This is a genomic window from Burkholderia pseudomultivorans, from assembly GCF_001718415.1.
Taxonomy (GTDB): domain Bacteria; phylum Pseudomonadota; class Gammaproteobacteria; order Burkholderiales; family Burkholderiaceae; genus Burkholderia; species Burkholderia pseudomultivorans_A.
In genome coordinates this window covers 416,607-442,330 of sequence record NZ_CP013378.1, presented here as the reverse complement: position 1 = coordinate 442,330, position 25,724 = coordinate 416,607, and the positions used below count along the sequence as shown (strand labels likewise).

20 protein-coding genes are annotated in these 25,724 nt (G+C 60.9%); 5 read left to right on the top strand and 15 right to left on the bottom strand.

The features are described from left to right. The first annotated feature begins 114 nt into the window (after positions 1-114). From WS57_RS14840 to WS57_RS14830, 3 genes are all read left to right on the top strand, one after another. Positions 115-948: an EAL domain-containing protein gene (locus tag WS57_RS14840; RefSeq protein WP_059514869.1), complete on the top strand. Its 834-nt coding sequence runs from the start codon at positions 115-117 to the stop codon at positions 946-948. A 500-nt stretch (positions 949-1,448) separates the two neighbouring features. Continuing rightward, positions 1,449-2,267 carry a peptidylprolyl isomerase gene (locus tag WS57_RS14835; RefSeq protein ID WP_167361729.1) on the top strand — a complete coding sequence of 273 codons (819 nt, stop codon included), beginning with the start codon at positions 1,449-1,451 and terminating at the stop codon, positions 2,265-2,267. A gap of 348 nt (positions 2,268-2,615) precedes the next feature. After that, on the top strand, positions 2,616-3,134 hold the full coding sequence (locus tag WS57_RS14830) for a DUF2968 domain-containing protein (protein ID WP_009692005.1): 519 nt from the start codon (positions 2,616-2,618) through the stop codon (positions 3,132-3,134). A 993-nt stretch (positions 3,135-4,127) separates the two neighbouring features. On the opposite strand, the gene WS57_RS37080 is transcribed toward WS57_RS14830, so the two are convergent. From WS57_RS37080 to WS57_RS37075, 3 genes are all read right to left on the bottom strand, one after another. Then, positions 4,128-4,274 (bottom strand): hypothetical protein, encoded by a 147-nt coding sequence (locus tag WS57_RS37080; RefSeq protein WP_009692004.1) that lies wholly within the window; start codon positions 4,272-4,274, stop codon positions 4,128-4,130. Positions 4,275-4,578: 304 nt separating this feature from the next. After that, entirely contained in the window at positions 4,579-4,896 is a 318-nt protein-coding gene (locus tag WS57_RS14825; protein WP_009692003.1) for a hypothetical protein, read from the bottom strand. A gap of 92 nt (positions 4,897-4,988) precedes the next feature. Further along, a complete protein-coding gene (locus WS57_RS37075) occupies positions 4,989-5,783 on the bottom strand; it encodes a hypothetical protein (RefSeq protein ID WP_155755081.1) in 795 nt (264 codons plus the stop codon). Positions 5,784-6,435: 652 nt separating this feature from the next. On the opposite strand from WS57_RS37075, the gene WS57_RS14820 reads away from it, so the two are divergent. Then, positions 6,436-8,469: a tetratricopeptide repeat protein gene (locus tag WS57_RS14820; protein WP_059604565.1), complete on the top strand. Its 2,034-nt coding sequence runs from the start codon at positions 6,436-6,438 to the stop codon at positions 8,467-8,469. 10 nt (positions 8,470-8,479) lie between these two features. Here WS57_RS14820 and WS57_RS37070 read toward each other — a convergent pair whose 3' ends face one another. The 5 genes from WS57_RS37070 to WS57_RS14800 all read right to left on the bottom strand — a co-directional run bounded on the left by WS57_RS37070 (position 8,480) and on the right by WS57_RS14800 (position 14,561). After that, a complete protein-coding gene (locus WS57_RS37070) occupies positions 8,480-8,719 on the bottom strand; it encodes a hypothetical protein (protein ID WP_155741138.1) in 240 nt (79 codons plus the stop codon). Positions 8,720-8,862: 143 nt separating this feature from the next. After that, complete coding sequence (locus WS57_RS14815) at positions 8,863-9,720, bottom strand: EAL domain-containing protein (protein WP_009692001.1); 858 nt, start codon at positions 9,718-9,720, stop codon at positions 8,863-8,865. A gap of 184 nt (positions 9,721-9,904) precedes the next feature. Beyond that, positions 9,905-13,144 carry a hybrid sensor histidine kinase/response regulator gene (locus WS57_RS14810; RefSeq protein ID WP_069244466.1) on the bottom strand — a complete coding sequence of 1,080 codons (3,240 nt, stop codon included), beginning with the start codon at positions 13,142-13,144 and terminating at the stop codon, positions 9,905-9,907. Further along, positions 13,144-13,806, bottom strand: coding sequence for a response regulator transcription factor (locus tag WS57_RS14805; protein ID WP_009691998.1), 663 nt, complete (start codon positions 13,804-13,806; stop codon positions 13,144-13,146). Before WS57_RS14805 ends, WS57_RS14810 begins: the two co-directional genes overlap by 1 nt. A 323-nt stretch (positions 13,807-14,129) precedes the next feature. Beyond that, entirely contained in the window at positions 14,130-14,561 is a 432-nt protein-coding gene (locus WS57_RS14800) for a hypothetical protein (RefSeq protein WP_155755080.1), read from the bottom strand. 401 nt (positions 14,562-14,962) lie between these two features. Here WS57_RS14800 and WS57_RS38375 point away from each other — a divergent pair, with 401 nt between their 5' ends. Beyond that, positions 14,963-15,361 carry a transposase gene (locus tag WS57_RS38375; RefSeq protein WP_081074466.1) on the top strand — a complete coding sequence of 133 codons (399 nt, stop codon included), beginning with the start codon at positions 14,963-14,965 and terminating at the stop codon, positions 15,359-15,361. Positions 15,362-16,609: 1,248 nt separating this feature from the next. On the opposite strand, the gene tssJ is transcribed toward WS57_RS38375, so the two are convergent. From tssJ to WS57_RS37060, 7 genes are all read right to left on the bottom strand, one after another. After that, positions 16,610-17,119, bottom strand: a complete 510-nt coding sequence (gene tssJ / locus WS57_RS14795) for a type VI secretion system lipoprotein TssJ (protein WP_009691995.1) — start codon at positions 17,117-17,119, stop codon at positions 16,610-16,612. A 17-nt stretch (positions 17,120-17,136) separates the two neighbouring features. Then, positions 17,137-18,888, bottom strand: a complete 1,752-nt coding sequence (tssF, locus tag WS57_RS14790) for a type VI secretion system baseplate subunit TssF (protein WP_069245422.1) — start codon at positions 18,886-18,888, stop codon at positions 17,137-17,139. Positions 18,889-19,040: 152 nt separating this feature from the next. Next, positions 19,041-22,595, bottom strand: coding sequence for an ImcF-related family protein (locus tag WS57_RS14785; RefSeq protein WP_069244465.1), 3,555 nt, complete (start codon positions 22,593-22,595; stop codon positions 19,041-19,043). Further along, a complete protein-coding gene (locus WS57_RS14780; protein ID WP_009691992.1) occupies positions 22,592-23,905 on the bottom strand; it encodes a hypothetical protein in 1,314 nt (437 codons plus the stop codon). The genes WS57_RS14785 and WS57_RS14780 overlap by 4 nt, the downstream gene beginning before the upstream one ends. Further along, the gene (locus WS57_RS14775) at positions 23,905-24,165 is read right to left on the bottom strand and encodes a PAAR domain-containing protein (RefSeq protein ID WP_059601118.1); all 261 of its coding nucleotides are present in this window, start codon (positions 24,163-24,165) and stop codon (positions 23,905-23,907) included. Before WS57_RS14775 ends, WS57_RS14780 begins: the two co-directional genes overlap by 1 nt. Before the next feature lie 16 nt (positions 24,166-24,181). Beyond that, the gene (locus WS57_RS37065; RefSeq protein WP_155755002.1) at positions 24,182-24,718 is read right to left on the bottom strand and encodes a hypothetical protein; all 537 of its coding nucleotides are present in this window, start codon (positions 24,716-24,718) and stop codon (positions 24,182-24,184) included. Between the two features lie 214 nt (positions 24,719-24,932). Next, a complete protein-coding gene (locus WS57_RS37060; RefSeq protein ID WP_155755001.1) occupies positions 24,933-25,406 on the bottom strand; it encodes a hypothetical protein in 474 nt (157 codons plus the stop codon). Between the last annotated feature and the right edge of the window lie 318 nt (positions 25,407-25,724).

Here is a 25,724-nt window from a genome sequence, read left to right as displayed (position 1 = left end):
GCAGTTTTCGAACGCCGATGTGCGGAGCACGCGCGACTATTCGGCGCGACATACCGGGCGCCCACCTCCAGCCCCCTCCGGCCGTCCCCATTCAATCGTCAAAGGAGCGACGCTATGTCCGTCGAGATGAGGCGCGATCCTGCATCGCTGGCGCCAGACATCGATCGTGCCATCGCACGAGAGGAATTCGAGCCCTGGCTACAACCGATCGTCAACGCCGACGACGGCCGGTGGATCGGCGCAGAGGTACTGGCGCGCTGGCGGCATCCGGAGGCGGGCCTCATCGGGGCGGATCGCTTCATTGCATGCGCCGAGGCATCCGGCCGGATCGTGCCGATCACATCGAGCCTGATGCGTCAGCTTTGTCGCGCCTTGCGCGGCCGTCTGCCGGTGTCTGGAACGGCGTTTCGTCTCGGCGTCAATGTTTCTGCGGCTCAGTTTGTCGACCGCACCCTCGTCGCAGATTGCCGGGCGCTGCTCGATGGTCTCTCGCACGACCGTGTGGCGCTGCAGCTCGAATTGACCGAGCGCATGCCGATCTCGCCGACACCTGCCACGCTGCGCATGCTCGACGAATTGCGTGACATCGGCGCCTCGCTCGCGATCGACGACTTCGGCACCGGCCACGCGAGCTTCGAATGGCTACAGACGTTTCCCGTCAACGCGCTCAAGCTGGATAAACGCTTCGTTTCCCGAATCGAATCCGACGAGGTGACGGCACACATCGTGGACGCCATCGTGACACTCGCCGATAAACTGGGCGTCGAGATCATCGCCGAAGGCGTCGAGCGAACCGGCCAGCAAGGCGCCCTACTCGCACGGGGCGTCATTCACCAGCAAGGCTACCTGTTCGGCCGGCCAATGCCGCTCGACGAATTTGTCGAACGGCTTGGCACGTCGGCATCGAGCACACCGTTGCCGATTACATGCTGCGAAAGCTGTTCCTGAACGCAGCTTTCGCGCGCTTCGCGCGGCACAACACTGCCCGCCTCGTCTTTCGAATTTGTTCTATGGGGCCGACGCAGTCCTGTCCGTATGATCCCTGTTGCGAGCTCCGTTGACCGGCTTCAGCGAGCGATTGCAAGTCGAACCGCCTGCCGGTGCTTCGTACGCTTGCGAGACCCGCGCCGCGAGGCAAACAGCCGGTTGCGCGGCATCTCTTGCCCTCGCCGGCTCGCACCCGCGTTTTCGGCGCGTTTCCAGCGGCAAAACGACACTCATCACGATCGTTCACGACATGTGATCGCATCGGTACGACGGACGTACGACGGCGCCCGATCCGGCTGCCACGAGCCATGGAACCTGGCTGCACTGTCGGGTCCAGGCGGGTAGTCACGCGCGGAACGCCGCGTAATCATCAACGTTAGAGAGGTAACCGAATGTTCCGGCTGAACAACATCATACGCGCGGGGTGTATCGCCGCTTTCCTGTCAGTCGCCACGAGCTCGATGCTGACGCCGATCGCCCATGCCGATCCGGCGCCTGCCACCGCCGAGGAGAAGCTCCCTGCCGGTACGGTGGCCGTCGTCAACGGCGTCGCCATCACGCAGAGCGCGCTCGACGATGCGGTCAAAAGCCTCGCCGCCCGAACGGGCAGGGCAGATACACCGCAGCTGCGTGACGCGATCAAGCGGCAGCTCATCGCGCGGGAAGTTCTGCGCCAGAACGCAATGAAGGCTCACTTCAACGACATGCCGGCCGTTCTTCAGGCTGCTGCGGCGGCGAAGGAGTCGGTCATGATCGCCGCATACCTCGAGGCCAATGTTCACCCTGCCGCCATAACGGACGAGCAGGTCCGGGCCCGCTACGACGAGCTTGTCGCATCGCTCGGAAAGAAGGAGTACAAGCCACGGGTCATCGCCACGAAAGATGCCGCCGATGCATGGAAGGCCCTCGCTGCACTGAAACACGGCCAGTCCTTCGACGCTGTAGCCCAGCAATACAGCGTCATACCGAGCAAAACCGCAGGCGGCGCGATGCCGTGGGTAAGCTTCAAGCTGCCGGTCGCCGAAGGCCATACGCAAGGGCTGCCATTTCGCCTTGCGCAGGCGATTTCGCGGCTGAAGCCGGGGGGCGTCACGCCGCAGCCGGTCCTTGCCGATAACATGCACCTTATCGTGAAACTCGATGCCGTACGGCCGACGAAGGCACTGTCATTCGACGAAGCGAAAGAAGCGTTGCGCAAGACACTACAGGTCGGCGAGCAACGGGCGGCGTCGACCAGATTCGTGGCCAGCCAGGTCCAGGCTGCGACGATTCAGGAATAGCGACGACCCTGCCTGACGGGTGGGGTGCTGACATTCGCGCATCGCTGCGGCGGGTTTCTCGCCGCGAACTTTCTCCCTGTTTCAGCATCGGCGAGCACCTGCCGAGCGATCTCTTTATGGACGCCTGCGTTTCTGATCGACCGGACGCGCGAGGTGGCAGCCCCCGCCTCGTTCGATGTGAGCGTCGTGCGTCGTGTCGTTACCGTTCATTGGTCTCGCCGCGCCGCGACAGCGAAGCCCGAGCGATCCTCGATGACGTGATCGGGAGTCGCATCCGGCAAGCGGATCGGCAAGGCTGTAACAACGGCATCCGTATCGGGATGCAGTACATGAATAGGCACCTTGAATATGAAATCTATCTTCGACATGTTGTCTCGCAGAAAGGGGATTTTGCTGGCGATTGCCGTGGGAGCAGCCAGCCTTGCCGGGTGTTCGACGCAGCCGGCCAGTTGGGAAGCAGACGACTGGGGGTATCGGCCGCAGTCGGACGCGCGCACGTCCATTGACACCGCGGCAACCGGCAGCACCGCTCGTCAGCCGGCAACCGGCATGTCGGTGCTCTCCGCCGAGGAAGCGAAGGGCGACGACAAGGCAAATGTCGCCGAACTCCGGCGACTGCTCTACAACCCGCGTATTGAGGAGCTCCGGACCGCCTACAACGGAAGATATGGTGCGAGCCTGCTGTTTTACGGAAAGACAAGGATTTATTACGTCGCGTTCTTCCACGACAAGAAATTCTCTCGCGTCGTGAAAACCGGCGATGCGTCACGCGCGAGCACGATATATCAGAATTTTGTTCAGGAATCGCTCCGACTATCAGGCTATGGTGCGGACAGTTCGGCCTCGTCGACGCAAGCCGGCGGCTAGGCACGTTCGATCCTGGCCGGAGCTACGCCGAGCGTTGCGCCGGCCTTTGTGCCGCCGGCGCCTGAAGCCCGTCTGTTGCGCGGGCAACGAATGTGACCTGACCGCACGATCGACGATAGAGTGATTCGGTGCGAATACTTCGGTTTGGGCCGCCGCGAAGCCAAACTGCATCAGCTGCTTCGCCCGAAGCTTCACGACTCTCCGTACACCCTGTACGCCTGTAACAGGCGCCACCGTTCCCACGCGCCATACACGACCAAATGCGCGACGATTCCGTAGCGCTGACACCGGCGCCACGCCCATTTCCTCCGCATCCGCCACGAGCATCTTGCTGCACCTTCGCGCGTCGCCCGCCGCCGCCAAACGCCGATGCCACACCGAAAGCGTGCGTGCTCATCGGCTGCCCGAACACACGAGCGCCCTTCCAGAGAGCCATTGCGATGTGATGTGAAAGAGGCTGCGGAATGTTCCATGCGCAGCCGGGTAACAGCGAAGCTGACTGCGACGATGCCGCGCTTCGCGGCACGCTGGAGCACGATCCGTTGTTGGCGGGCCAGCGGATCGGCGTGGTGCCGATAGCCGTCGGGCCCTCTGATGCGGTGGATCCGGGAGGCCGGAGCCCCCCGCGGTATTGCCACACGGGGCTCGGCTGAAGAACAGGGGCTGTTACGGCAGCCACCCGGCACGTTACGGGTTCGTGCGTCCGCCCTATCTTGCGGCCGGTTTCGATGTCGGAGCACAGATACTCTAAGCCCGTCACGACGCGGTTTGTATCGAAAAAATTCGAAACAAGAAGGTATTTGACCGGCGATCGAAATACGTCTGGACTCGAGCAATCACGGCAAGAAATGCCGCGATATAGATTCGCGCGCATTATGCAGGCTTCGGGAAGCCCTATGACAGCAAACCGATGCCGGCGCGCGTCGGCATGGCAGCGATTTTTCTCTCAGGTTAAGGCACGGATGTGCTGCGCCGTCCGTCCATGGACGGACGTCAGACCGGCGGCAGCAGCATCTGGATCGCGAGCAACGCGCCCAAGGACAGGATCACGGCGAGCAGCGACGCCGCCGTCAAAGCAAATACGGCATGCCGTTGCCGGACGAACTCGCGGAACGCCTCGTCGGTCCCGGGGATATGCATCTAGGGGCCGGATAGCCTGAACAACTGCTGCCGCCGGACTCCCAATCTCGAAGGATCGGTCCGGAAAATAGGTTTCATATGCACATGCTCCACTCGATAACTGCAGACGGAGATAGTAGGTAGACCGCGGACATGCAGAAAATCGAAGGAATTCGATAAATACTGAAAAAACGCGCTCTGCGACGCTCATGTACTCAACGATTGTCTGACACGGAAAAAATACTCGGATGACGAATAGCATTTCTTCCCGGCTTCTACGCAACAGCGCGGCAAGCACCCCGACTCGGCAGACACCGCGCCATATCTAGAGCAGCTCTGCCGCCAACGTGATACCGAACAAGAGACCGCCGATCATTCCGACAACACGGCCCAGCAGCAGCATGTTCATGTCTTCGTCCAATAGCAGCGGATCACGACGTTCGCGCAGGACCGTTCGCAGCAGGAGCGGCCTCGGCAGCAAGGCGCAGGAGGCGATCAGCATCGATATCGCTACCCGGCTGACCGCGCCGGAGAATTGCTCCGGCGCAATATTGATATAAGCCATGATCAGGATAATGACAGCCGTAACGACAGTGCCGACTATGGCACCGCTGATCAGTCTGTCCGTAGGATAACTATTCATTTGACTACTCGCTCATTTCGGCAATGCTTGCCCCTTTCGTTCCGTTACGCCCCGGCCGCGCCATCCCCTGCTTTGCGCTCGATATGTGACCGTCACCCCTGGAATTTCCCGGGCGCTTCGGTCAACCGGCGTTGCCTGAGCAGGCCGACTGCTCCCGATACAGGCGCCTTCGTCCGGGCGCCAGGCCGCCTTTCGCCGTGCTTTTCATCTCCCTTCGCTGCAATACGCGGCTCCGCGGGGAGTGCTCCTTTCCCAAGCGCCTGCCGCTCTTTCCGGGATCTGACGACCCGCGCGTCTTCGTCCGCTTCGCGCCGCGAAGTCGCCGCAGCATCGCTGCGTCCGTTGCCACGCAGCAGCTTCGCCGCACTGCCCGATTGAACGCTTTCGGCCCCCGCGACAAGGCCACGCGGAACAGTTCCACCCGAAGCGGGCAAGCGCGCGGGCGACGCACTCCGGCTCGGCGCTGGCGCCAACAGGGCGTTACCACGCTCCGCAGCACGCCGCCCGCCCAGCGGATCGACTCCCGAATGAAAGATCCGACTGCCGCCCAGTCCCGCCAGCAGCGCCAATACCGCAACCGCCGCCATACCGAACAGCGCACCGAGATGTTTCCGTGGCAGCGGCACGGCTTCGCCCCGCTGCGCAACATCCGCCCTGAAGCGCTTTTCGATAGAATCGTTTCGCGCGCCGGGGAAGTTGCGCGATTGCCAGTCTCCCGCCCAGACGAGAAAACGAGACACGCCGCAGAACGCCCGATAGCCGTTCGCAACAGACGCTGTTCCCGGAGGGCAAAGCGACCAAGCCTTTGCGTCCAGCAACGACAAGGCCGATACTGCCGGCACGGCGAGCATGCCGCTTACACCGACAAAGTTCTCTGAAGCATCCATCACTCACTCCCAAAACGTGAACACGGTGATTTGCGCGCTTTTCCGCAAACTGCCACGGAATGGCTGCACCCGATCCGGCAGGTAAGCCGCGCAATAAGCGCTCGATCCAACGCGCACTGCACGCATGCGAGCGAAAGTCGGCCGGCGCTCGCGCGCCGCCCGAATACGGTTGATGACTAGCTTACGAACGCGACCGCGTGGACTGAATCGCAATTGTTCGATTCTTGCCACCGGTCTATCGGCCCCGCGTGATCTGGACGAGTCGTCTGGTGACCGAGTCAGAACGCCGGCGCCCCGGGAGCGCCGCGCCGAATACAGCCGGATACTCGGACCGACCCCACTTCTCGCAGCCGCTTTGGCGATCTGGCTGCTTTCGCGTGCGCTGCTTCCCCGCCTACCGCGTTTTCTCCGGCAGCAGGTCGCCCCTGACGATGAAACGGATGGGGTTATCTAAGATTTGCGATTTTCGAGATTGCCGCGATCAGCGACCCTTGTGGTATCGGATTACACGGTCGGGCTCGGGCAACGCCTGGTGCGCCTGACACCCGCTTTGGCCTGCTTTTTCCCATAAGCCGCTTTCGGCGACCAAGCGCGGAAGCCCGTCGGACCGCATAGTCATTCGGCCAACCTGCAACCTCAGGAGCACTCGCATATGAATCTCGACACCGTCAAGCAATCCATGGCCGGGCTTGTCAGGACCTCCCTTGGCGCAGGTCTGGCAGCCCAGATTTCGCCTTTCCTTACCGAGGATATGCTCGATACCGTTGCCGACCCCGACCTCTACTATCTGGCCGGCAACCTTCGCCTTCGGGAACAGGCATACGACCGCGCACGCACCCTGTATCAAAAGGCGTCCCGACTCGCGCCCGCGTGGGGCTCGCCGTTGAACAACATCGGCGTCTCTCTCGAGCGGGAGGGCAAGCGCGACGACGCCTATCCGTTTTACGAACTGGCCGCCGAACGCGCGCCCGCGGACCGCCTTATCGGGCGCAACGCGGCGTACGCTGCGTTCCATCACAAGGACAGGCGTTTTCGCGCGAAGGCAGCGAAGCATTTGCGCACGCTGCTGCAGCATCACGCTCAAGACGCGGAGCTTCACTCGAAGCTCGCGTATGTCTACTTCTACCTCGGCGAGAACGACAAGGCGCTCGAGCATGCAAAAAGGTCCGTTCAGCTGAACCCGCGATGCGTCACGGGCATTGTGCAGAAGGTGTCCCTCCGGCTGCCGATCGTCTACCGCACCGAGACCGAAATCGACGAGGTGCGCAGCGAGATTGCGCGGGCCCTGGACGAAATGTCCGAAGACGTGGACCGCGCCCTGCGCGATGGCGTGCCCGCCGTCGACGAGCTTCGCGACGTCTGGTGCGATGCGCTCTTCTATCTGACCTACAACGGCCGGGCCAACGTCGATCTCCTGAGCCGCTTCAACGATCAGGTAGGCCGTCTGACGGAAGCCATGTTCGCAGACGCCCAACAGAAGGCTGCCGAAAACCGGCTCGCGCGCCATACGGCCAGCAGCAAGCCTCGCATCCGTATCGCTTTCGTTTCCGCGTTCTTCAATGGGCATTCGATCTGGAAGATTCCCACGATCGGCTACTACGAGAACCTTGATCGCTCGCAGTTCGAAGTCTGTACCTATCACATGGGTGCATCTCACGATCGCTTCACGGAAGACGCCCGCAGGATGTCGGACATGTTCTTCGAAAGCACGTTTGTCGGCGATATCGTCAACAGGCTCGCCGTCGACGCACCGGATGTCATCGTATTTCCAGACGTCGGGATGAACTTCAGTTCCTATTGCCTGACGACACTGCGCATGGCGCCGCTGCAGATGCAGATGCTGGGACATCCCGATACGTCCGGATCCCGACATGTCGACTATGTCGTCACGGCGGACCTCATGGAGAGTGCCGAAGCACAAGAGAACTACCGCGAAAAGCTCGTTCGCCTGCCCGGGCTCGGCTGCACATACTCGTTCAGCTATCCCGCCGCCGCCCCGGTTGGCCGCGCGTTCTTCGGGCTTTCGGAAGACGATATTGTTTTCGTCTCGCCGCAGTCGACGTTTAAATACACTCCCGCCGACGATGACCTGTATCCGCGCATCGCGGCACGTGTAGGCAAGCGCTGCAAGATCGTCTTCTTCCCGCGCTCGGACGAAGCCAGCGTGCGCATCTTCGTCGAGCGTATGAAGCGGGCGTTCGAGCGGCACGGGCTTTCCCATGACGAGTATGTCCGTTACGTCAAGGGGCCGCTCAGCCAGCCGGAATTCGTCGCACTCTGCGGCATGAGCGACGTGTTCCTCGACAACCCGTCCTGGTCGGGCCACAACACGACGCTCGACGCGTTGCACGGCGGCGCAGTCGTAGTCTGCACCCGCGGTCGATTCATGCGACAAATGCATGCGGCAGCGCTCATGCAATTTCTGGGGTTCCCCGAATTGGTGGCGCAAGATATCGACGGCATGGTCGACCTCTGCGCGCAGTTCGCATCAGACGAGGCTTTCCGATCGGACTTCCGCGCGCGCCTTGCAAGCCGACTGCCGATGCTTGCGGACAAATCCTGCATTCAGGTGTTCGAGGAATTCGTGACGCGTGAGTGTGCGCAGCTTGTTCCCCAGCCCGCCGGGCGGAAACGGAGCGCACCGCGTCGGAAACCCAAGGCTGAAACGCCTGCCCTGGAGAAGTAAGCACCGCAGTTTATGTTGGCCGCTCATCAGAGGCGGCCGACAACGGCATCTTGCGCAACGGCTTCACCCGCCAGCAGAACTTCACGCGGCGATGTAACAGATCCGGCATCGTGAGGTTCTTCTGGCGGATATCTCGAACGCCGCTGCCCATGCAAGAGGCGAGCGTGGCACGATGTATCGAGCGGCACTTTTCCCGCAGCGCGGCGTGGCCGTACCCTGCTTGCCACAAAGTCTTCAGCGGCTTAGCCAACTCGGGTTCTCAATCAGAGTAGACGCGACGCCAGCTCGAACGGGACAGTCGCCCCAAGACGTCAGTCCGTCACGCGCCATGGACGATTCGACAGCGCCGGGCAGTCGCGTTGCGGACAGTGCTGAAGCGGAGCGGTCGGGGGTCTATTTGTCCACGCCCGCGCACTGTGATCGAAACCGCTGGGAAAAGGAGGATTCAAGGCGCTTCGCCAGTGCCTCAGCCGGCAAGGGTGGACAAAGAAGCGCACCCTGCCAGTAGAGATCGAGATAGTCGCGCAGCACATCGAATTCCCGCTGCCGGTCGATACCGGCAACCGTCACGGATAGACCGAGATCTCTTGCGAGGTGCGTGACGCTGGTCAGAATGGCGCGTGACGTTGCGGAGTCGGCGAGCGTTGCGGTAAACGACGTCCCGAACTTCACACCCGTCAACGGCAGTTCCATCAATTTCGAAATGGATGCGTGGCCGGGCCCGAAGTTGGCGAGCGCCACGCGATATCCCGTTTTTCGCAACAGCTTCAGTTCCGCTCCCAAACGGGCGGTATCGGTCGAAAGAAACTGCGCGGAGATTTCAAGCGTAATCTGCGAACTCGACAATCGGTGTTGCCGCACCGCCTCGCCAAGCAATCCGACGCCATCGGAACGGCTGTCCTGCTGCAATGGAAGAGCCAGCGACACGAACGCCGGCTTGTTGCCTTGTGCGTTCCATCTCTCCAGTTGCGCGCATACTTCGGCGACAAGCAGAGGAAACGGCGGCGCCGTCTCCCGATCCGCTGCGGACAAACCGGCCGATGGGCGATGCCATCGAGGCACCGCATCGAATCCGGTGACCAGTCCTGTCCTCAACGAGGCGACGGGTTGGTATTCCACACTGATCTCCGGCTGTCTCGATGCATGCATTCGTTCATCTTTGTCTGACTCGCTCACATCGCTCTCCAGGGAGACCGGCGACATCATTCCATCAGGCTTGCTGCCCATGCCGATGCCACTGACCTCGATCAATTCCTTTGGCCACTAACGCCGCGTCACCCAATAAATCGTCCATGCCGCACCGCGGGCCCTATGGCCACGCAACGGTGCCGCATTGTTGATAAATGTTAAACGGATCGAGCCAGCGTTGATATCCTAGATCTTCGAATGATCGACCGGCTCGTCGCCGGCCGCGAGTGCAGCAGAACAAGCCACGTCAGTGCCGCAGGGCGGATACCATCCCCTCGAGCGTGTCGCGAATCGCCTGGGCCTGTGCTTCCATTTCCTCATCCCAACCTTCCGACTCGCGGACGTAACTTCTCAGCTCCTGACATTGCTCGTAAAGCTCCGATGGGCCCAGAACGGAAAGGCCGCCCGCCACGCCATGCAGCCAGCGTCTGAGTCGGGAGACATCTCGTTCACGGATGAGCGTCGCGAATTCATCGATGTCCTTGCGCGCCTGTTCCAGGAAACCCGGGACGTATTTGTCGGGAACCGACGGCACCCCGGGAACCGTCTCATCTCGGTCCTGGTCGGCCTCTGTCCGCGAAGGTGCCGACAAGTCGCCTACGACTTTCTCGAGCACGTCGAGCGGCACCGGCTTCGCCAGATAGTCCGTGAAGCCGCGAGCCAGTCCTTGCGCGATGTCTTCCGGCCTTGCGCTCGCGCTGACCGCGTAGACCGGGATGCGATACCCGAGCCGTCGCATCTCGCTGAGTAGCTGGAAGCCGTCCATGACAGGCATATCGATATCCGTCATCACCGCCTTGACCGGCTCTTTTGCCAACAATGCAAGCGCCTCCTCGCCATTCGTGGCCTCTATCGCGAGGACGCCGAATGTGCCGAGCTGATCGACGAGAAGATGGCGGTTCAGCACGTTGTCTTCGACGACAAGGACGGAAAGTTTGCCTTCAGACGTCCTTCTGTCTGTTCCGGATTCAAGCGCTTGTTGAGGTGACGTGCCCAGCAGCGCGGCCGCCGACCTCATACCGGCTAGGCTGTATATCGAAACGCCCACGCCGCCGTCTTCGCGCCGCGCAGGAATGATCGGCCCGCTGCGGCTGAGCCACAGAATCGCTCCCGGCCGGCGCCACCATTCGAGCACCTCGCTCTCCGTGTACTCGTCGGTGACGAGCAGGACATCGTGCACGGACGCGTCTATGGGCTCTCCGGGATTGGCCACTGCCGTAATGACGGCCACTGCGGGGTCGAACAGGCTGCTGAGCCACTCGAGGTTCTCCTGCGCCCGGCACAGTATCACCGGCCGACGATAAGGCAGCGCACGTTCCGATTCCTGACCGGCTTCCGAGGTCTTGAGGGGCAGTTCCACCGTAATGCGCGTACCGACTCCCACTGCGCTGTCCAGCCTGATGCGCCCCTTCATCAGCTCGCACAGCCTCGCGCAGATCGAGAGTCCGAGCCCGGTTCCGCGCGCCTGAGCGAGCCGGTTGCTGTCGCCCTGGCTGAACGGCACGAAAAGCCGCTGTTTCAGTTCCTCGGGAATGCCGATCCCCGAATCCGTGACGCTCAGGACCAGCACACCGCCTCCCCAGCTCGCACGCAGGACGATCTTCCCCGAGGGAGTGAACTTCAAGGCATTGCTCAGCAAATTATTGACGATCTGCGAGACGCGAATCGGATCGAAAAGCAGGCGCGACGGAATATCCCGGTCAAACACGGTATAGAACATCAGGCCCTGCTGCACCGCGAGTGGCGCATGGGACTGCGCAAGCTTTTCCAGCAGCTCGACGACGCTGCACCACTCCTCCATCAAGCTGAGTTCGCCAACGTCGATCTTGGAGAAGTCGAGCACGTCGTTCACGATCTGCAGCAGCCCGCGCGCCGAGGTTTGCATCGCTTGAACGCGCGCCTGCTGCTCGGGCGCGAGGGGGCCGCGCGCGACGAGTTCGATATTGCCGACGAGCGACGACAGCGGCGTTCGGATCTCGTGGCTCATCGAGGCAAAGAAGGCCACCTTCGCCTTGGCGGCCGCATCGCTGGTCAGCTTCGCCTCGCGCAACAGGATCTCGGCTTGATGATGCGACGTCATGTCGATGACTGCGCAGAAGAACACATCCTGCTTGTTCAGTTTTGCCGGCGCGTAGGTAATTTCGATATGCAGCGGCGGCCTCTTGGGTCGCGAAAGTGTGAACGGGAACTGGAAGATGCGCGAGCCGTCCGCATCGGACTGCACCCCTTGCAGGGACTTCTCGAATGCCCCGATAAGCTCGCCGGGGAGCTGGTTCTCGGTGATGCGCAGCCCCATCACGGTACGCGCAATCGGATTCGCGACGATGATTTCCAGATTTTCCCGGCGCACGATGCAGAGGCCGACCGGGGTGGCATGAACGAGCAGGTGATTGAGCATCTCGGTATCAAGCGCCCGAGAGGCTTCCGCGTAGATGCGCGACAGGAACCGGTAATTCCAGTAACGGTACGCCACGCAAAGCAACACGATAACGACCAGCGCTGCGCCGCAGATCAGCATCAGCTCATAGCGCAGGGCCCTCAGCTGCACCTCGAGGGGCAGCAGGTAAATCATATGGCCGAAACCCGCAATGAGCGGCGGCCGCCGCAGCGCCCAGCCGAACCCTGCGATCCAGTGGTAGAGCCCGTCCTGGCGCAGTTCGAGTCGTTCGTCGATACGATGCACGAGCCCGGAATCGGCCGCCTCGATCAGGGGAACGCCTTCGGCGTCGATAATCACCGGTTCCTGCACCTGCCCGGAGCGCTCCAGCGGTGTGACCAGGTTGCGTGCGTCGACGCTCGTGAGAACCAGCGCATATAGCTGGTCGTCTTTCGCAATGAGCGACGCGCCGATCAGGTGAGGCGTTGCGTCGCCACCACCGCCGGCAACGAACCAGATTATCTGCTTGCTTTGCGCCGCCTCGAGCGGGTTGATCCCCCTACGGTTAAGCCGCGCGACGATGGCGTTGACCATCGAGGCAGGAGAACCCGAATGCAAGGACATGAAGTCATTCGGAGCGAAAAGATGCCCGTAAGCGGCCGTCCCGTCGGCAAGTATCATCGCTATGCTTGTCGCCTGGCCCGAACTCGCGAGCAGCTGCATCGCATCGTCGCAACTCTCGCGCAAAACCTTGCTCTGCGTCACCACGCCGGGCATTTCGGTACAACTATGCAACGCTTCGGGACGGGATACGCCATTTTGCTCCTCGCCCATCCGCAACTGCAGCACGAGAGTCGCGGTGGTCAGCACGACACGACGTTGCAACAACTCGTCGACAACGTCCTTTTCATGGATACGGGCGGCCTGCTCCTCGTGCCTGAACGACGTTTCGAACAGACCGGCGATCGAGGCCGCCGCAACAGAGGCTGCCGCTGCGATAAGCAGTACGATCACGATCGCGAATACGCTGCGTTCGCGTCGGAGGTTGGTTTCGAGTGAATGAAATTTTTCCAGCGGCGACTCGCCGAGCTCATGTAGAAGGCGCTGCATCAAACGAGCCCCTGTTCACGCGCGCAACTCACCAGGTCAACGTTGGTCTCGACGTGGAGCTTGCGCATCGCGGAGCGTTTCTGCGTTGCGACTGTTCCCAGCGAGCGGTTGAGCATCCGTGCGATATCGGTCAGCGACATTCCGGTCGCGAACAACCGCACCACCTCCAGTTCCTTCTGCGTGAGAGACTGGAAATCCGCCTGCCCGGGCCTGACCGTGCCGGCAGCCGCAAGCCGATGCTCCATTCCGGATGAAAGACACTGTTTGCCGCCGCGGACGACCCGCAGGCAGACTTGCCCCAGTTCGGTCAATTCCTCGTCCTTGCCGACCAGGCCTGCAACGCCCATGCGGCAAAGCTGTGTAAGCACGCCGGGGTTCGTCAGCATGGTGAATACCACGACCGGCGTCCCCTCGTGCACGCGCAGGAGGTGAGATACCAGACGCAGACCGTCCTTGTCCTCCTCCCCTTGCTGCATGTTGTAATCGGTGACGATGAGGTCGACTTCGTGGTGGGTCAGTTCGGTGAGCAAACTACCGCCGGACGTCGCGGTGGCAACAACCTGGAATCCAGGCAGCGCATTGAGGCACTCGGCTACAGCGCGTTGCACGATCGGGTGGTCGTCTGCGACCGCAACTCTTGTCAGGTTCGGTATTTTCGACATTGCTTCTCCCGAGTTGGCGTAGTGTGGGGGAAATACGCTGACCCTAACCGGCGGCTGGCGAAGCGAACGCCCCTATCGCAAGGGACCATGCGCCTGCGCCGCCCGGTTCTGGCTCTGGCCGCGCCCTGCTGCAATGCAACCATGCACCAAATAGGCATTTTATACTTTACGCCGTTACCGCACGGCAATTAATGCAGCGAAATGGGCTCCGGCTCCCTTCCGGCCATATACTCCGGAATAGAGACCGGATAATCGGCGCAGTCCGTTCCGGGAGTTTCGGCGCGCCGCACAAATTACCGGGCAAGATTTTCTACGAGGACCACTTAGTATTTTTTGCCGGGAATAGTCGTGGTTTCAACCGAGCACTCGCCAACGAAGCGCGGGCAGCTCGTGTTGTAGCAGCGTACCTGAAATCCACCGACCATGTCCGACTGGAACGTGCAGTCGACCGTACGCGCCCCGGAATTATCGGGGTTCGTCCACAGTTCGTCCGAGGCATCCTCGCCGCTTTGAGCGACCGCACTTACATCCCCGATGCACCGGGCTCGCCGGCGCCGCAAGTCGAATGCCATGCCGAGCACCACGATAATGAGCACGACCATCATCAAGTCGATCACTGCGGCGAAAATCGCAAAACCCCATTCGCTGACGGCGTTGACATAAAGCACGTGAAAGGCGAGCCCCAGAAATCCCATGAAGAGACATGGCAAGACAACGGTCAGGGCTCTCTGCAGATTGCAGGCACGAATTGCCACACCACCTCCGCGACACGTGTCGGCGTCTGGCCTGGACACGTGCAAAGCGCGACCGAACGTCGTCGAACCACCCATGCCGACTCCTTGGAACTTGTTGGAAACGCACGATGCAGACGGCCCCGGCGCCCGAGAGATACGCGATGACGCAAAAATCAGCGTGGCGGCACGCGCCGACACACTCGGGACAGCACAACTTCAGCGTCATCACCCGATATCAAACGATACGGAGAGTCACCATTCAGACATATCGCAAAGCTTCGAAAAAACGGGCCGTCGCGCTATAAATATGGGGGCCGGTAAGGCACGGGTGGCATGAATCGGCCGCTCAAATTCGAAAATCTAAGATTTCCCGGTGGGTGCGACGCTCATATCCTGATCCGAATTCCAAGGACAGAGCGATTATGTCGAGCACACCTTCACCCGAGGTGCAATCTCACCGCCCACCTCTCCCGTGTGGGCGGGGCCTGACAGACTGCGAGTGGCAACAGATCGCGGACCTGTTCGCGGGGTTTCATCGGCGCAACGATCCGCGAGGCCGGCCCGCAAGAAGCCACCGCGCAGTGTTCGACGCAATCCTGTGGAAAATCTCGACGCGCCGTCCGTGGTCTGACATCCCGGAACACTTTCCCGTATACCAGACGTGCCATCGGTATTTCATTACGTGGATTCACTCCGGGATCCTGAGCGCTGCGTTTTGCCGGCTGTATGGCAAAGATGCCAAGGTGATGATGCAGTGTGCGGAAAGTCAGTTACGCAGGAAATCGCCTTCGACTGGCGCAGCAAGTGGAGAAAATCGATAATGGCGCTTCAACGGACGGCAGGTACACCCTGCACGATGGACTTCGGCACTCGCGACGCCGCGATCCAGTCCGCCATTCCGCAACGAAATGGTTCTCCTGCCGAGGTGCAATGCCCGCTCGAGTTGGCTCATGCGGCTGTCGCGAAGATGTGGTGCCTGCAACGGCAGTCGGGCGCGTGCCCGTTACCGGTCTTCCACTCTTCTGAATAGCTGCCATCTCGTCGCGTCGGTTCGCAAGGGTATGCGGCTCGGGGGGCTGGCAGGTTTGGTAGAGGGCTGGGCGCGCGCCGTGGCCGAATGCGCGGCCTGACTCGGAGGGTTGGGTGCCGCTTCACATGGCTTGGCGCTGTGTGCATGGCTCGCGGGTTCAGGAAGGTGGGGTTGTGACTGCGATTGTGCTCGTCCGCACTACCTGGATAGACGTTTAATTCCGACCGCCACTCAGAACTTTCCGCAGCTTCGTTGCATTTTCCGCGTCGCCCTCTCTCTGTAACTGGATAAGCAGTTTCGAGTAGACGCTTCTGTTCTCCGAGTTTGGTGGGTCGCACGCAAGCAAATTGTCAAATGTAGTTCCTTCCGCAAGATAGGCTAGGATCGCGGGCTGAGAAACCCGGTACCCACTTTTGTGTTTCGATGAGTAACCTGAATAGACGTGGGCTGCATTAGGTGGATTATCGAAGATCGGCTCAATGTTGATCGACCACCGATGGGGTGGATGCCACTCTCCGCCACAGGTTGCATCTTGCGCAACATGTATGACACAACCGTCCTTCAGACGCACGAAGGCACATAGATACTCGGTCTGTACAGACGTACCACTGGATTCACCGAGATCTCCCTGGACAGAGAAATTCACGATCGAATATTGCCTGTCTGGAGACAGACTGTTTGCAGCAGGCTTGTAAAAACTCAGCCCCTCATCGAAAGGGGTAAACATCGTGCCATCGTTGCGTCTAAAGCGTAAGGATCGGTAGACATCGCCGCTACCACTGACATATTCTAAAGCGCTCGACTCGCCCGGAACGCTTACCTCACCCCGAACATACGTGGACAGAATTAGCAATAATATAAATATTGATTTGTGAACCATGTAAATCTCTACAGCAGATCACGAAACAACTTCGTATGATGGTATTTTCTCGCGGCCTGACTCCCCGAAAATTTCGCTTTCACCGAGGTCGCGTGTAGAAGCGACGTAAAGGAAGGAAAGAATCGATGTGCAGCTACCTGTAACCACTAACCTTTCCATTCACTGCACCAGTTCCACCCTGTTGCCCGTCACGATGAGCTTGACCGGGTCGGTTTTCTTCCACTGCGATTTCGGAATCGTCAACTGCCACTCCGCCCCACCCGGGTCGAGGAAGAAGCCCGCGATCCCCACGAACTGCGCGCCATCCTTCATCGGCTCCGACAGCTTGATCGTCGTCCCAGGTGCGAGCGTTTTCGTCGTGCCGTCCAGCAAATCGGCCTTGAGCAGCGTCTGGTCGTCGTTGAGCAGCCGCGTGTACCCGGTCTTTTCGAACGTGTTCGAGTCCTTTAGCTGATAGATTCTCAGCTCGACTGGAAGCGACTGCCCCCGCCCGTCCGTGTTGAGTTCCGCCCGGCTCTCGATCACCAGATTCATCTGCTTGACCTTTGCGACGAACACGGCACTCGTCGCGTTAGCGGTCATCTCTTTGGTTGCCTGCCATGCGCCGCAACCCGACATCAATACGGTCGTCATCGCGAATGCGGCGGTCATGTGGAGCCGTTGCACCATCCGGGGTCTCGTTTTTTTCACAGCCATCCCTCCATCTTGACGGAAGGCGGATAGCGCCGGATGGGACCACCCGCGCCCTCCTGAAGCGCCAGCCTGACCGCATAATGAAAACATGCGTAGCGGCCAACGAATCGGCTCAGGACATCGCCAAACAAAGCGATGTCGCCCGGGCCAGCGAATCCGGCTGGGTCGATTTCCACGTTCACGTTGACGATGCGGTTCACACTTGCACCCAAAATTTCCGATTCTTCGCCCAGCGTCACGACACGAATTGCTTCAATCCGGCGCCGGTTATCGTCGTGCTGCGTCCAGTCGTAGAGCGACAGCGCGCCACGCAGCACGTCGGCGTTCATCATGTTGAGTTCGTTCGGCCCGAAATGCGATGCGACCTTCCATGCATAGCGGTTATCGCGCGGCGGATACAGCGGCATGGTGGGAGCCGTGAGGTTGCACACCCGCTCGACTCCCGTAAAGGCCGACGCCGGATTGTTGATCGCCGACTCGCGCAGCGCCATACGCGGTAGCCTTCCATTGTTCGCCAGCACCCTGACCGTCACGTGCGAGTCCGGCCTGCTGCCCGGCTCATCCCACAGATGTCCGCCCAGTGTCACCCACATTTCGCGGCGGCCCGTGACGCCATGCCGGATCGACGTGTGGAAATAGCGATCGGGGGACGCGTAGCGCATTGTGCCGCCGCGGTGGCGAAACTCCCTGAACGACTGGTATTCGTGCTTTTTCGCGCTTCGTTGATCGCTCGCAGACACGCGAAGCGCTTCGTAGGGCTCGACGTGATCGCCGGCAGCTGCCGGCGCGAGCACCGGATAGTCGCGCGTGTGCTTGTCCGGACGGATCGCTTCGGCATCCAGCTCGAACAAGTTGATCACGGGCGTGCAGAAGAGGCGAATGTTGTCCGCATCGAAGATCACATCGCCCGCGATACGCCCCTCGATCAGGATCTCGAACTCGATGCGAGTTTCGCCCGGCAACACGTTCGCCCGGTCGAAACCGCAGAGGTCGACGAAGTGAAATTTCTCCGGGAAAGCAAAGTATTCGAGCATTGTCTGTTCGCGCTCGAGGTCAGCATCACGCGCGTCATGGTCGACCGGCCAGAGTCGCGTCGCGGGTCCACAACCGGCGGCTTCGAAATGCATGTGCGTCTGGGGCAGCAATTGACCATCCCTCGCCAGGGGCATGCGCACACCAATCGATTCGACCTGGCGGGTCAATGCCGCATAGAGCGCCGAGGCAGTAGGGCGATCACCATGAAGATAAAGACGGATGCGCGAAAGATCGTCCAGCAGGCGCTGCTCGCGATGCGTCAGGTTGAATGCGAGTCGCATCACCGTGCGGCCATCCTCCCGCGTGCGTACGCCCGCCTCATGAATGTCAAGCGGCAGCAAGCGCACGGGCTGGGTGGTACGGTAGAAACACACGGTACGATCCGGGCCGACTGGCGTCGAGCGAACCTGCAGGCCTGCGGGCAACGTATCGAGGATTCGTGCCTCGCCCGCACGTGGCACACACTCCAGAATGGCGAGCGAGGGAATCGTGCGACCTGCATGGGGCCACAGATGATCGATCAGGGGATCGGTAATTTCGGGCAGCGTGTCGTCCAGCGCCATCCGGAATCGGGAGGCGAGAAACGCAAAGGCCTCGTTGACGGCTTCGACGCGTTCGTCGCGCGCGCCCGGCGTCGACATGCCGAGCCGGCGTCCTACCCGAGGCTGGGCGCGCGCGAACTCCTTTCCAGCCTCGCGGAGGTAGCGCATTTCCGCGTCGAAATACTGCAGGAAAGGATCGTCATCGTGCAAACCGCCCGCCAACCACGAGGGCACGTCGTCACCCGTCACCGGGACCGGACCTTCGCTACCGGGAAAATTCTCGTGCGAAGTGTGGTCGTAATCGTTCTTTTGTCGATCCGTCATGGCTGCAATTCCGGTGGCAACGGCGGCAGCATGGGGGGGATACCGCCCTTGCCCACCACGAAAATTCGTTCTGGCATCCTGAACCCGCGCAGCTTTAGTAGTTCCAGCGGTCCCGCGCCAATCTGCGAGCGCAGCACGTATCGCAGCGGATCACCATTCTTCTCGTTCCACGTAAGCTGATAACGGGTGCTGTCGAGCTGTTTTACATCCGCCTTGTCCAGCAGTCGTAGAAATGCCCAGTCGCCCGTCGAGTCGAATGCCTGATTCGCACCCGCAGTAACCGTCTCCCACGTCAGTCCCGCATGACCATTTAGGCCGTCGCCGGGCCACGCGAGCGGCGTCCAGCTTGCCTGCTGATTGAAGTAGACAATCTGCGTGCCGTCGACTGAAAGCTGGGATCGCGTCACATTTGGTGTTGGCAGGGCCATGATCTCGAAACGCTCGCGGGCATTGCCCTGTGCGTAGAGCTGCGCCCCCACCGTAGAGAGCTGTCGTATACCATCCAGGAACTTCGGGTCGAACTGCAGCGGCTGCGGCGCCAGCTCGTTTGGCACCCAGTTGTCACCCTCGAGCTTGAGTACGCCAGCCAACTGCGTGGTGATGAAGCGCGCGACCAGGCCGGTATCGAGTCTGGCATAGCGGCCGAGTTCGGCAAAGGACGCGTCAGCCTGTGCATCGAAGAAAGGATAGCGTCCGCTCATCGCCGCGTTGAACGGCGCCGCCACACTTGCACGCCATGCCTCGTTCAGGCTTGCCGCGGCAGGCTGCAGGATGGTCCGCCATGCTGTCTCCAGTGGCTGCGCAAAAACGGCGTCACCGAACCCGCCCCAGGCTGTTCCGACGCTTGCCGACGTGAGCGCCGCATCGTCGCGCGCCTGGGAGAGCTCCGAGAGCTTGCCCTGGAAAACTGCCTGCGCGAGTGAACGAGCCTTGGCCTGAGCATCGGCGCTTCCGGCAATCTGCTGCAGTTTCAGCCGCATCGTCGTCACCGCGGTGAGAAAGCGTGACAGGCTTACACCGTTGAGTGCGACGTTCGCCGCGTTGCCAGGTGTGCCTCTGGTCCCGGCCGCACTGACGTCCCCCATAAGCGCAAGGAGCGGACCGAAAGGTTTGTCGAGCGGATTGACGAGCAGCATATCCGCTTCCTTACCCTTATCTTCGCCAATCAGGCTTTGCGCCTTGCGTACGAGTGTGTCGCTCAGAGCCTGCGAGGGGCGTCCTGCCTGTGCCTGATACTGCACCGACTTCATCAGTGCGATGAGCGGTGAGGTCTGCGCGTCGGCAAGGCGTGTAAGCTGATCAATCGCTCCACTGAGGTTGGATGCGGGTTGCCACCGGATGCTGTTAAGCATGCCCTGCCATGCCGCAGTGTAGTCAGCGAAATAGCGCTCCGTCAGCCGCTGCTTCAGTTCTTCGGCAGCGCGCTTCTCGCTCATCGCAGCGCCGGTCCCGATGGTGCCTTGCGCCAGCGCATTGCCGATCGTGTACGACGGTTGCGTGCCAGTCAGGACCCAGTCGCCGCTTACGCGCCTCTCCCTCGATGCCTTGTCGATCGCCGCCGCGATCATCCCGTCCCACGCTGCCCGGGTATAAACGCCCGGCACGGTCTGCGACGTGACGAACAGGCCGTGCGCGTCGGCCCCGTTGAGCAGCGATTCCAGTGACGCATCCGCGTACTTGCCTTTGACCTCCTCGAGGATGCTCTGGTACACCGTGTCATCCGCCGATGCGAGCGCCGTCTGCGTGACCAGCATGTTGCGCGTCGCGCCAACCAAGCCAGCGTCGGGCATAATCCGCCACTCGGGATGAGCCTTCAGATGATCGGCATAGAAAGCGGCAAGCCGCTGGCCCGTGTCTTCCCGCTCGCCTGCCGGCATGTCAACCGGACGTCGCCAAAGGGCCGCGAGCGATCGGCGTAGAAACGACGCATCGGTCCGCGCTGGGTCGGCGAGCATCAGGTAAGTCTTGAGTGCGTTGTAGGTACTGCGCCGGGCGTCCGATGACTGCAGGGCGTCGGCACGCGCCTCTCCCGCCGCATTGAGCAGGTCCGTGACTGTCCGCACGACAGGCTCTTGAAGATTGCGAGTCGCGGCAAGCCGGTATGGCTCCCAGAGCATCGCAAGAATGGCGTCGTTGCGCGAAAGACCGGCGCGCAAGTACCACGGCGCGCCATGCCGCTGCCGGTACTCGAGTTTTTCAATCAGTTCCTGAAGCGCGAGCTGCGCGCGCAGCGCAGACGCAGTTTGAGGGCGAGCACTTGCTGCCGCCTCTGCCGTCACACGCGCTTCGCGCATGAGTTGCTGATTGCCCAGGAACGAAACGGTCAACCATACGCACCATGCGATTGCCGTCGCCGTCGCCAGCATGGCGAGAGCATTCGGCCAGAAAAAACCGATCCGGCGCCCAACGCCCCGGCAACTTCCGATCATGTGCCACGCGGGAAGCAGCGAGGCTGGCTGACGCGGGCAAGTGACCGATTCGGGTGACATCGTATGCCGGACGGGTTGCGCGAACCACTCTGCAGAAGCCGGCTCTGGAATGGGAGCGGTGGTCGCAGCCGATGTCGGAAAAACGGGCGTGAACATGACTCCGGCCAGCGGTGCCCGCGCCCAGTGCGAGGCCATCAGCGCTTCTACGCCTGAGACGATGCGATCACGCTGCTCGCCAATATAAGCGGATATCCGGATAAGGTATGACAGCCGCCCCGGCCCAGCGTAGAGGCGCACGCCTTCGTCAGCGGTGCGCCCCTCGATCGCCGCAAGCTGATCACGCAAGAGCGCCACCTGCCCACGCCGGTTGCGCGTGGTACCAGCGAACGCGCCGACAGCCCCGAAGGCCTCCGGTTGATTCCCGTCGGCAGGCACCGGGTGCAGGAACGTGACGGGAGCCGCCCAACCGAGTGCGGTAGCGATCATGGAGAGCGCGCGGGGCAGGCCCGCATTAGCATCGTCAACGTGCGTGACATGGATCAGGTTGTCGACCGGGCGTCGACGGTGCAGTTGCCGAATCTCACCAAGCCACTTCGCCGCCTCGATTCCGTCCGGGCATGCGTGGACCAAGACGGTCTCGCCGACCTGCATGACACCCGCCTGCTTGAGACCCGGTGCAACCAGATCGACCCGTTCGTCCGTGCCGCTTATCATCAGCCAGCGCTGGCGGCGACGCCAGAGCCAGCCGTGGGTGGCTCGAAGTTCCTCGTACATGCGTTGCAGACGGGCGTCGCGTTTTAGCGGCTTTTGCGGCTTCGTCTGGTCGCCGGTCTCCCTGCGAAACAACCGGCCCGCGACGGCGTAGGCACCGATGAAAAACAGGAGGAAGTGGACGACGATGACGACTATCATGACGATGAGGACGGTGATCACCACCCTCATGCGCGCCTCGCCGGGCGCGAGATCGAAGAGGTCGCCGCGGAACCACACCAGACCCAGCGCAATGGCAGCAGCAATCAGGGCCGCGACTGGTAGCCCCCAGAGCCCAAGTCGTCCGGAAGGAGCAGACTCTGCAACGGGAGCCGGATCAATCGGTCGCAGGTTAAGTTTCGGATCGGTCATGCGAAGTGTTCAGGCAACGAAGAATCCTTCCCGGGTGCACCAGGCAGGACATGAAGAATGGCGGACTGCACGCCATCGATGATGAGTTGTGGTCCATCGGCAGAGCCACATTCAACGGCGGCCGCAATGGACAGCCAGCCGCTAGCGCTGCCGAAATCGCCGACGATGCGGGTCGGCTCGCATTGAGCTTCGCTTGTCGCGATGGCATCCAGGTTCGCAATACGCAGCCCCCGGTTGCATCGGTCGACGGCGCGTGTGATCCACGCACGCGTCACCGCAGCGAACACCGTCCGGCCCCATATCACGGCATTCGCGAAGCAGTACTCAATCTCGTCAGCGTTGCCCTCGACAGGCCGGTGCATCGTGGCCATCGCGGATACACCTTCTGGCAGACGGAGAAAGCCCCCATCGAGCAGCACGGCGATGCAGCCTTCGGTGCTACCCACCGGCGGCTGTTGCTCGTGCCACGCCGTGGCAATCACAAGCAGTGGCCGCGCCTCGCAGGCGTCGAGCCAGGCGTCGACCACAAGCAGGCCGTGTGACGCCGGCACCGCCTGGACGGTGAGGGGCGGCAAACCGGCCAGACGCAGCGCGTCGCGCACCTGCTGCTCGCGCAAGGTTTCCTCGCCGGGTTCAGCTAAAACGCGTACCTGCGGCCTGTGAGTGGATTCGTACTGCGTGAGCGCGTGCAGCGTCGCGACGAGCGGTTTGAGCGCATCCGCCATCTTGAGCGAGAGCAGCGCAACGACCTCGGCCGGGAACCGCTCTGCAGCTTCCGTATCTACGGTTTCCATATCATCCGCAACATGCGCGAGTAAATCCACCGCCCCTGGCTCCTCGACCGTCAGCGCCTCCTCTTCGAAGCGGCAATGCTCGATGACGGCGGCGCCAGACCGGGGGACTTGCGGCCGCGGCAGACGCACGCCGGCGGTAATCGCTTCGGCAAGCGTCTGGCCATACAGGGGCAGACAGCAGCCAACCCCCAGTACTCGCAGCGGCTTCTGCGCGAAGCGGATGCGCTCCGCTAGCCATCGGTCGCGATGGCCGTTGCGGTGGTACGCGCGGCACCACATGGCCTCATATCCGATGCGCTCGATCGCAAACAGCAGCACGAAGACCCCATTGGGGATGCCGACGACCCAGAACCAGAATTCCGCGCCACCAGCAGGCCGGCCCTTCGGCCACAGCAGCAGCGCAACAGCGGCTCCGGACACGGCGCAGGCCAGCCAGATGCAGCACCACCATGGCCAGAAGCGCGGACGGCGCGGAAAGGCGCTCGGGCGTCCCGCCGCAGACAGGTCGACGGGCATTACGCGAAATTCATGTTGGACAGCGACGACAGGAGGCGGCAGCCGCATGCGCAGCGATGGTGATGCATTGCGAACAGCTTGCCGTCGCGGTCAGGAAACTTGGCCGCTCCCTCGTCAATGATGGTCGGGCCGTGCAGGTCGCAGACTGCCTCGTCGCCCTTACGGGCCTGCGGTCTGCCCATGAATACCGTCCACGGGGAGCCACCGGTGACTTCGCCACCATGTTCGAGTCTGTCGCCTTTGCGAATAGGAGAGTTCATTTCGACGGGTTCACTTCTATTTGAAGAGTGCCGCACAGGCGTCGTCCGTCGCCACGACACGTCGGTTGTTTTGGACATCCCACACTCCCGGATAAGCGCCTTGCGAACAGTCAATTTGCCCAGTTGGCGCGACATAGCGCCCGTCGGGCGAAATGATCGCGGTCCCCGCCTCTCCGCTACCACTGAAAGCGGACTTCCTCAGCTCACTGAGCTTCCGGCCCGCAACATACGCGCCGCTCACCGAAACAAGGTTTCGCGACGTTCCGATATGGGCAACGGTTGCCAGATATGTGAATGGCTGCGCACTAACAAAATCAAGGGCGACATAAATACCCTTGGAAAGATTTATGTCGGACAGTACGCCAACATTCGAAGGAATCGAGAGAACGTGCACTGCTCGTCCGTCCTTGCAATTAACCAGTTCCTGTTTCGCAACATAGCCATTTTCAGAGACCATAACTGCCGATTTATCAAAGCTCTCGACTGCATAAAGTGGAGATTTGTCGAGCAAGCACGTTCTGGAGTTGTCGATTTTCAGCGAGGAGCCAGTCACCTGGTAGGTATCATCTGCGAATGAGGGTCCCGCGACAAATACTGATGCAAACACAGTCAAAATCCATCCGATTCCAGGCATGTTCGAACTCTCACGAAATGACGTCTTTTGCGGAACGCGGATAAATAACAACACACTCGTCCCCGTACAGCACTGAAGATGCTTGACTCCACCGCGCCTTATCCCAAGAAAGGCTACCGCTTAAGATAGAAGCTCAGTCTTTACATCGCTGCCTTGAAAACTCCGGCTCCGAGATTGGATCGAATGACTTAGTCTCCCTGCTTTTTATATTCACGACATCAAACCCAAAACGGTTAGAAATAAATACCAAATTTTGATCGGAACCAATTGCGACGTCATATATTGCCCCACCATACGTCATTTTCATGATCCTGTGCAGCCGAGGTCTCAAACGGTATATCGAAAGAAATTCGGCCTGTGGGCTGCGAAGATCAATCTTTTTTGACAAACCGTAGACAACCAGACTTTTTCCGTCCACGGAAAATACACCTGCGTCAATACCATGATCGATTTCGACCATTCCGATTTTTTCCCCGTTTCGCTCAACGAGCATTCCGGTTCGACCAGCACCCTTTGCGGAATACATTCCATCACAAGATCTGACGGTCTGCGCGCGAACATCCGCGAGCAAAAACGACGACAGAAAAAAGATAAGATACGTCTTCACACTTTATCCCCAATACCCGCCGTCCATCGAAATGGCTGGTGCCGTCGCCAACCGCGTGCTGACAGACCCGGTACGCAACGACCTCGCCATCAGAAATTGCATGTACCCTGCACCTTGTATCGGGTTGGAGATGCACGCCACAGTGCCAACGCCGGTCAAATGCGATCGGAGATAAATGCCGTGCGCGCATTCGAACTTGTCAATCGCGTCCGTCATCGGATCGAGGTGCGTCCCGGACGGAGCTGCGAGACCCGCCTCAGGCAAAAACGGTCGGCTAATGATCACAATCGTTTACCTTGTGTGACTATATCTGGCGTT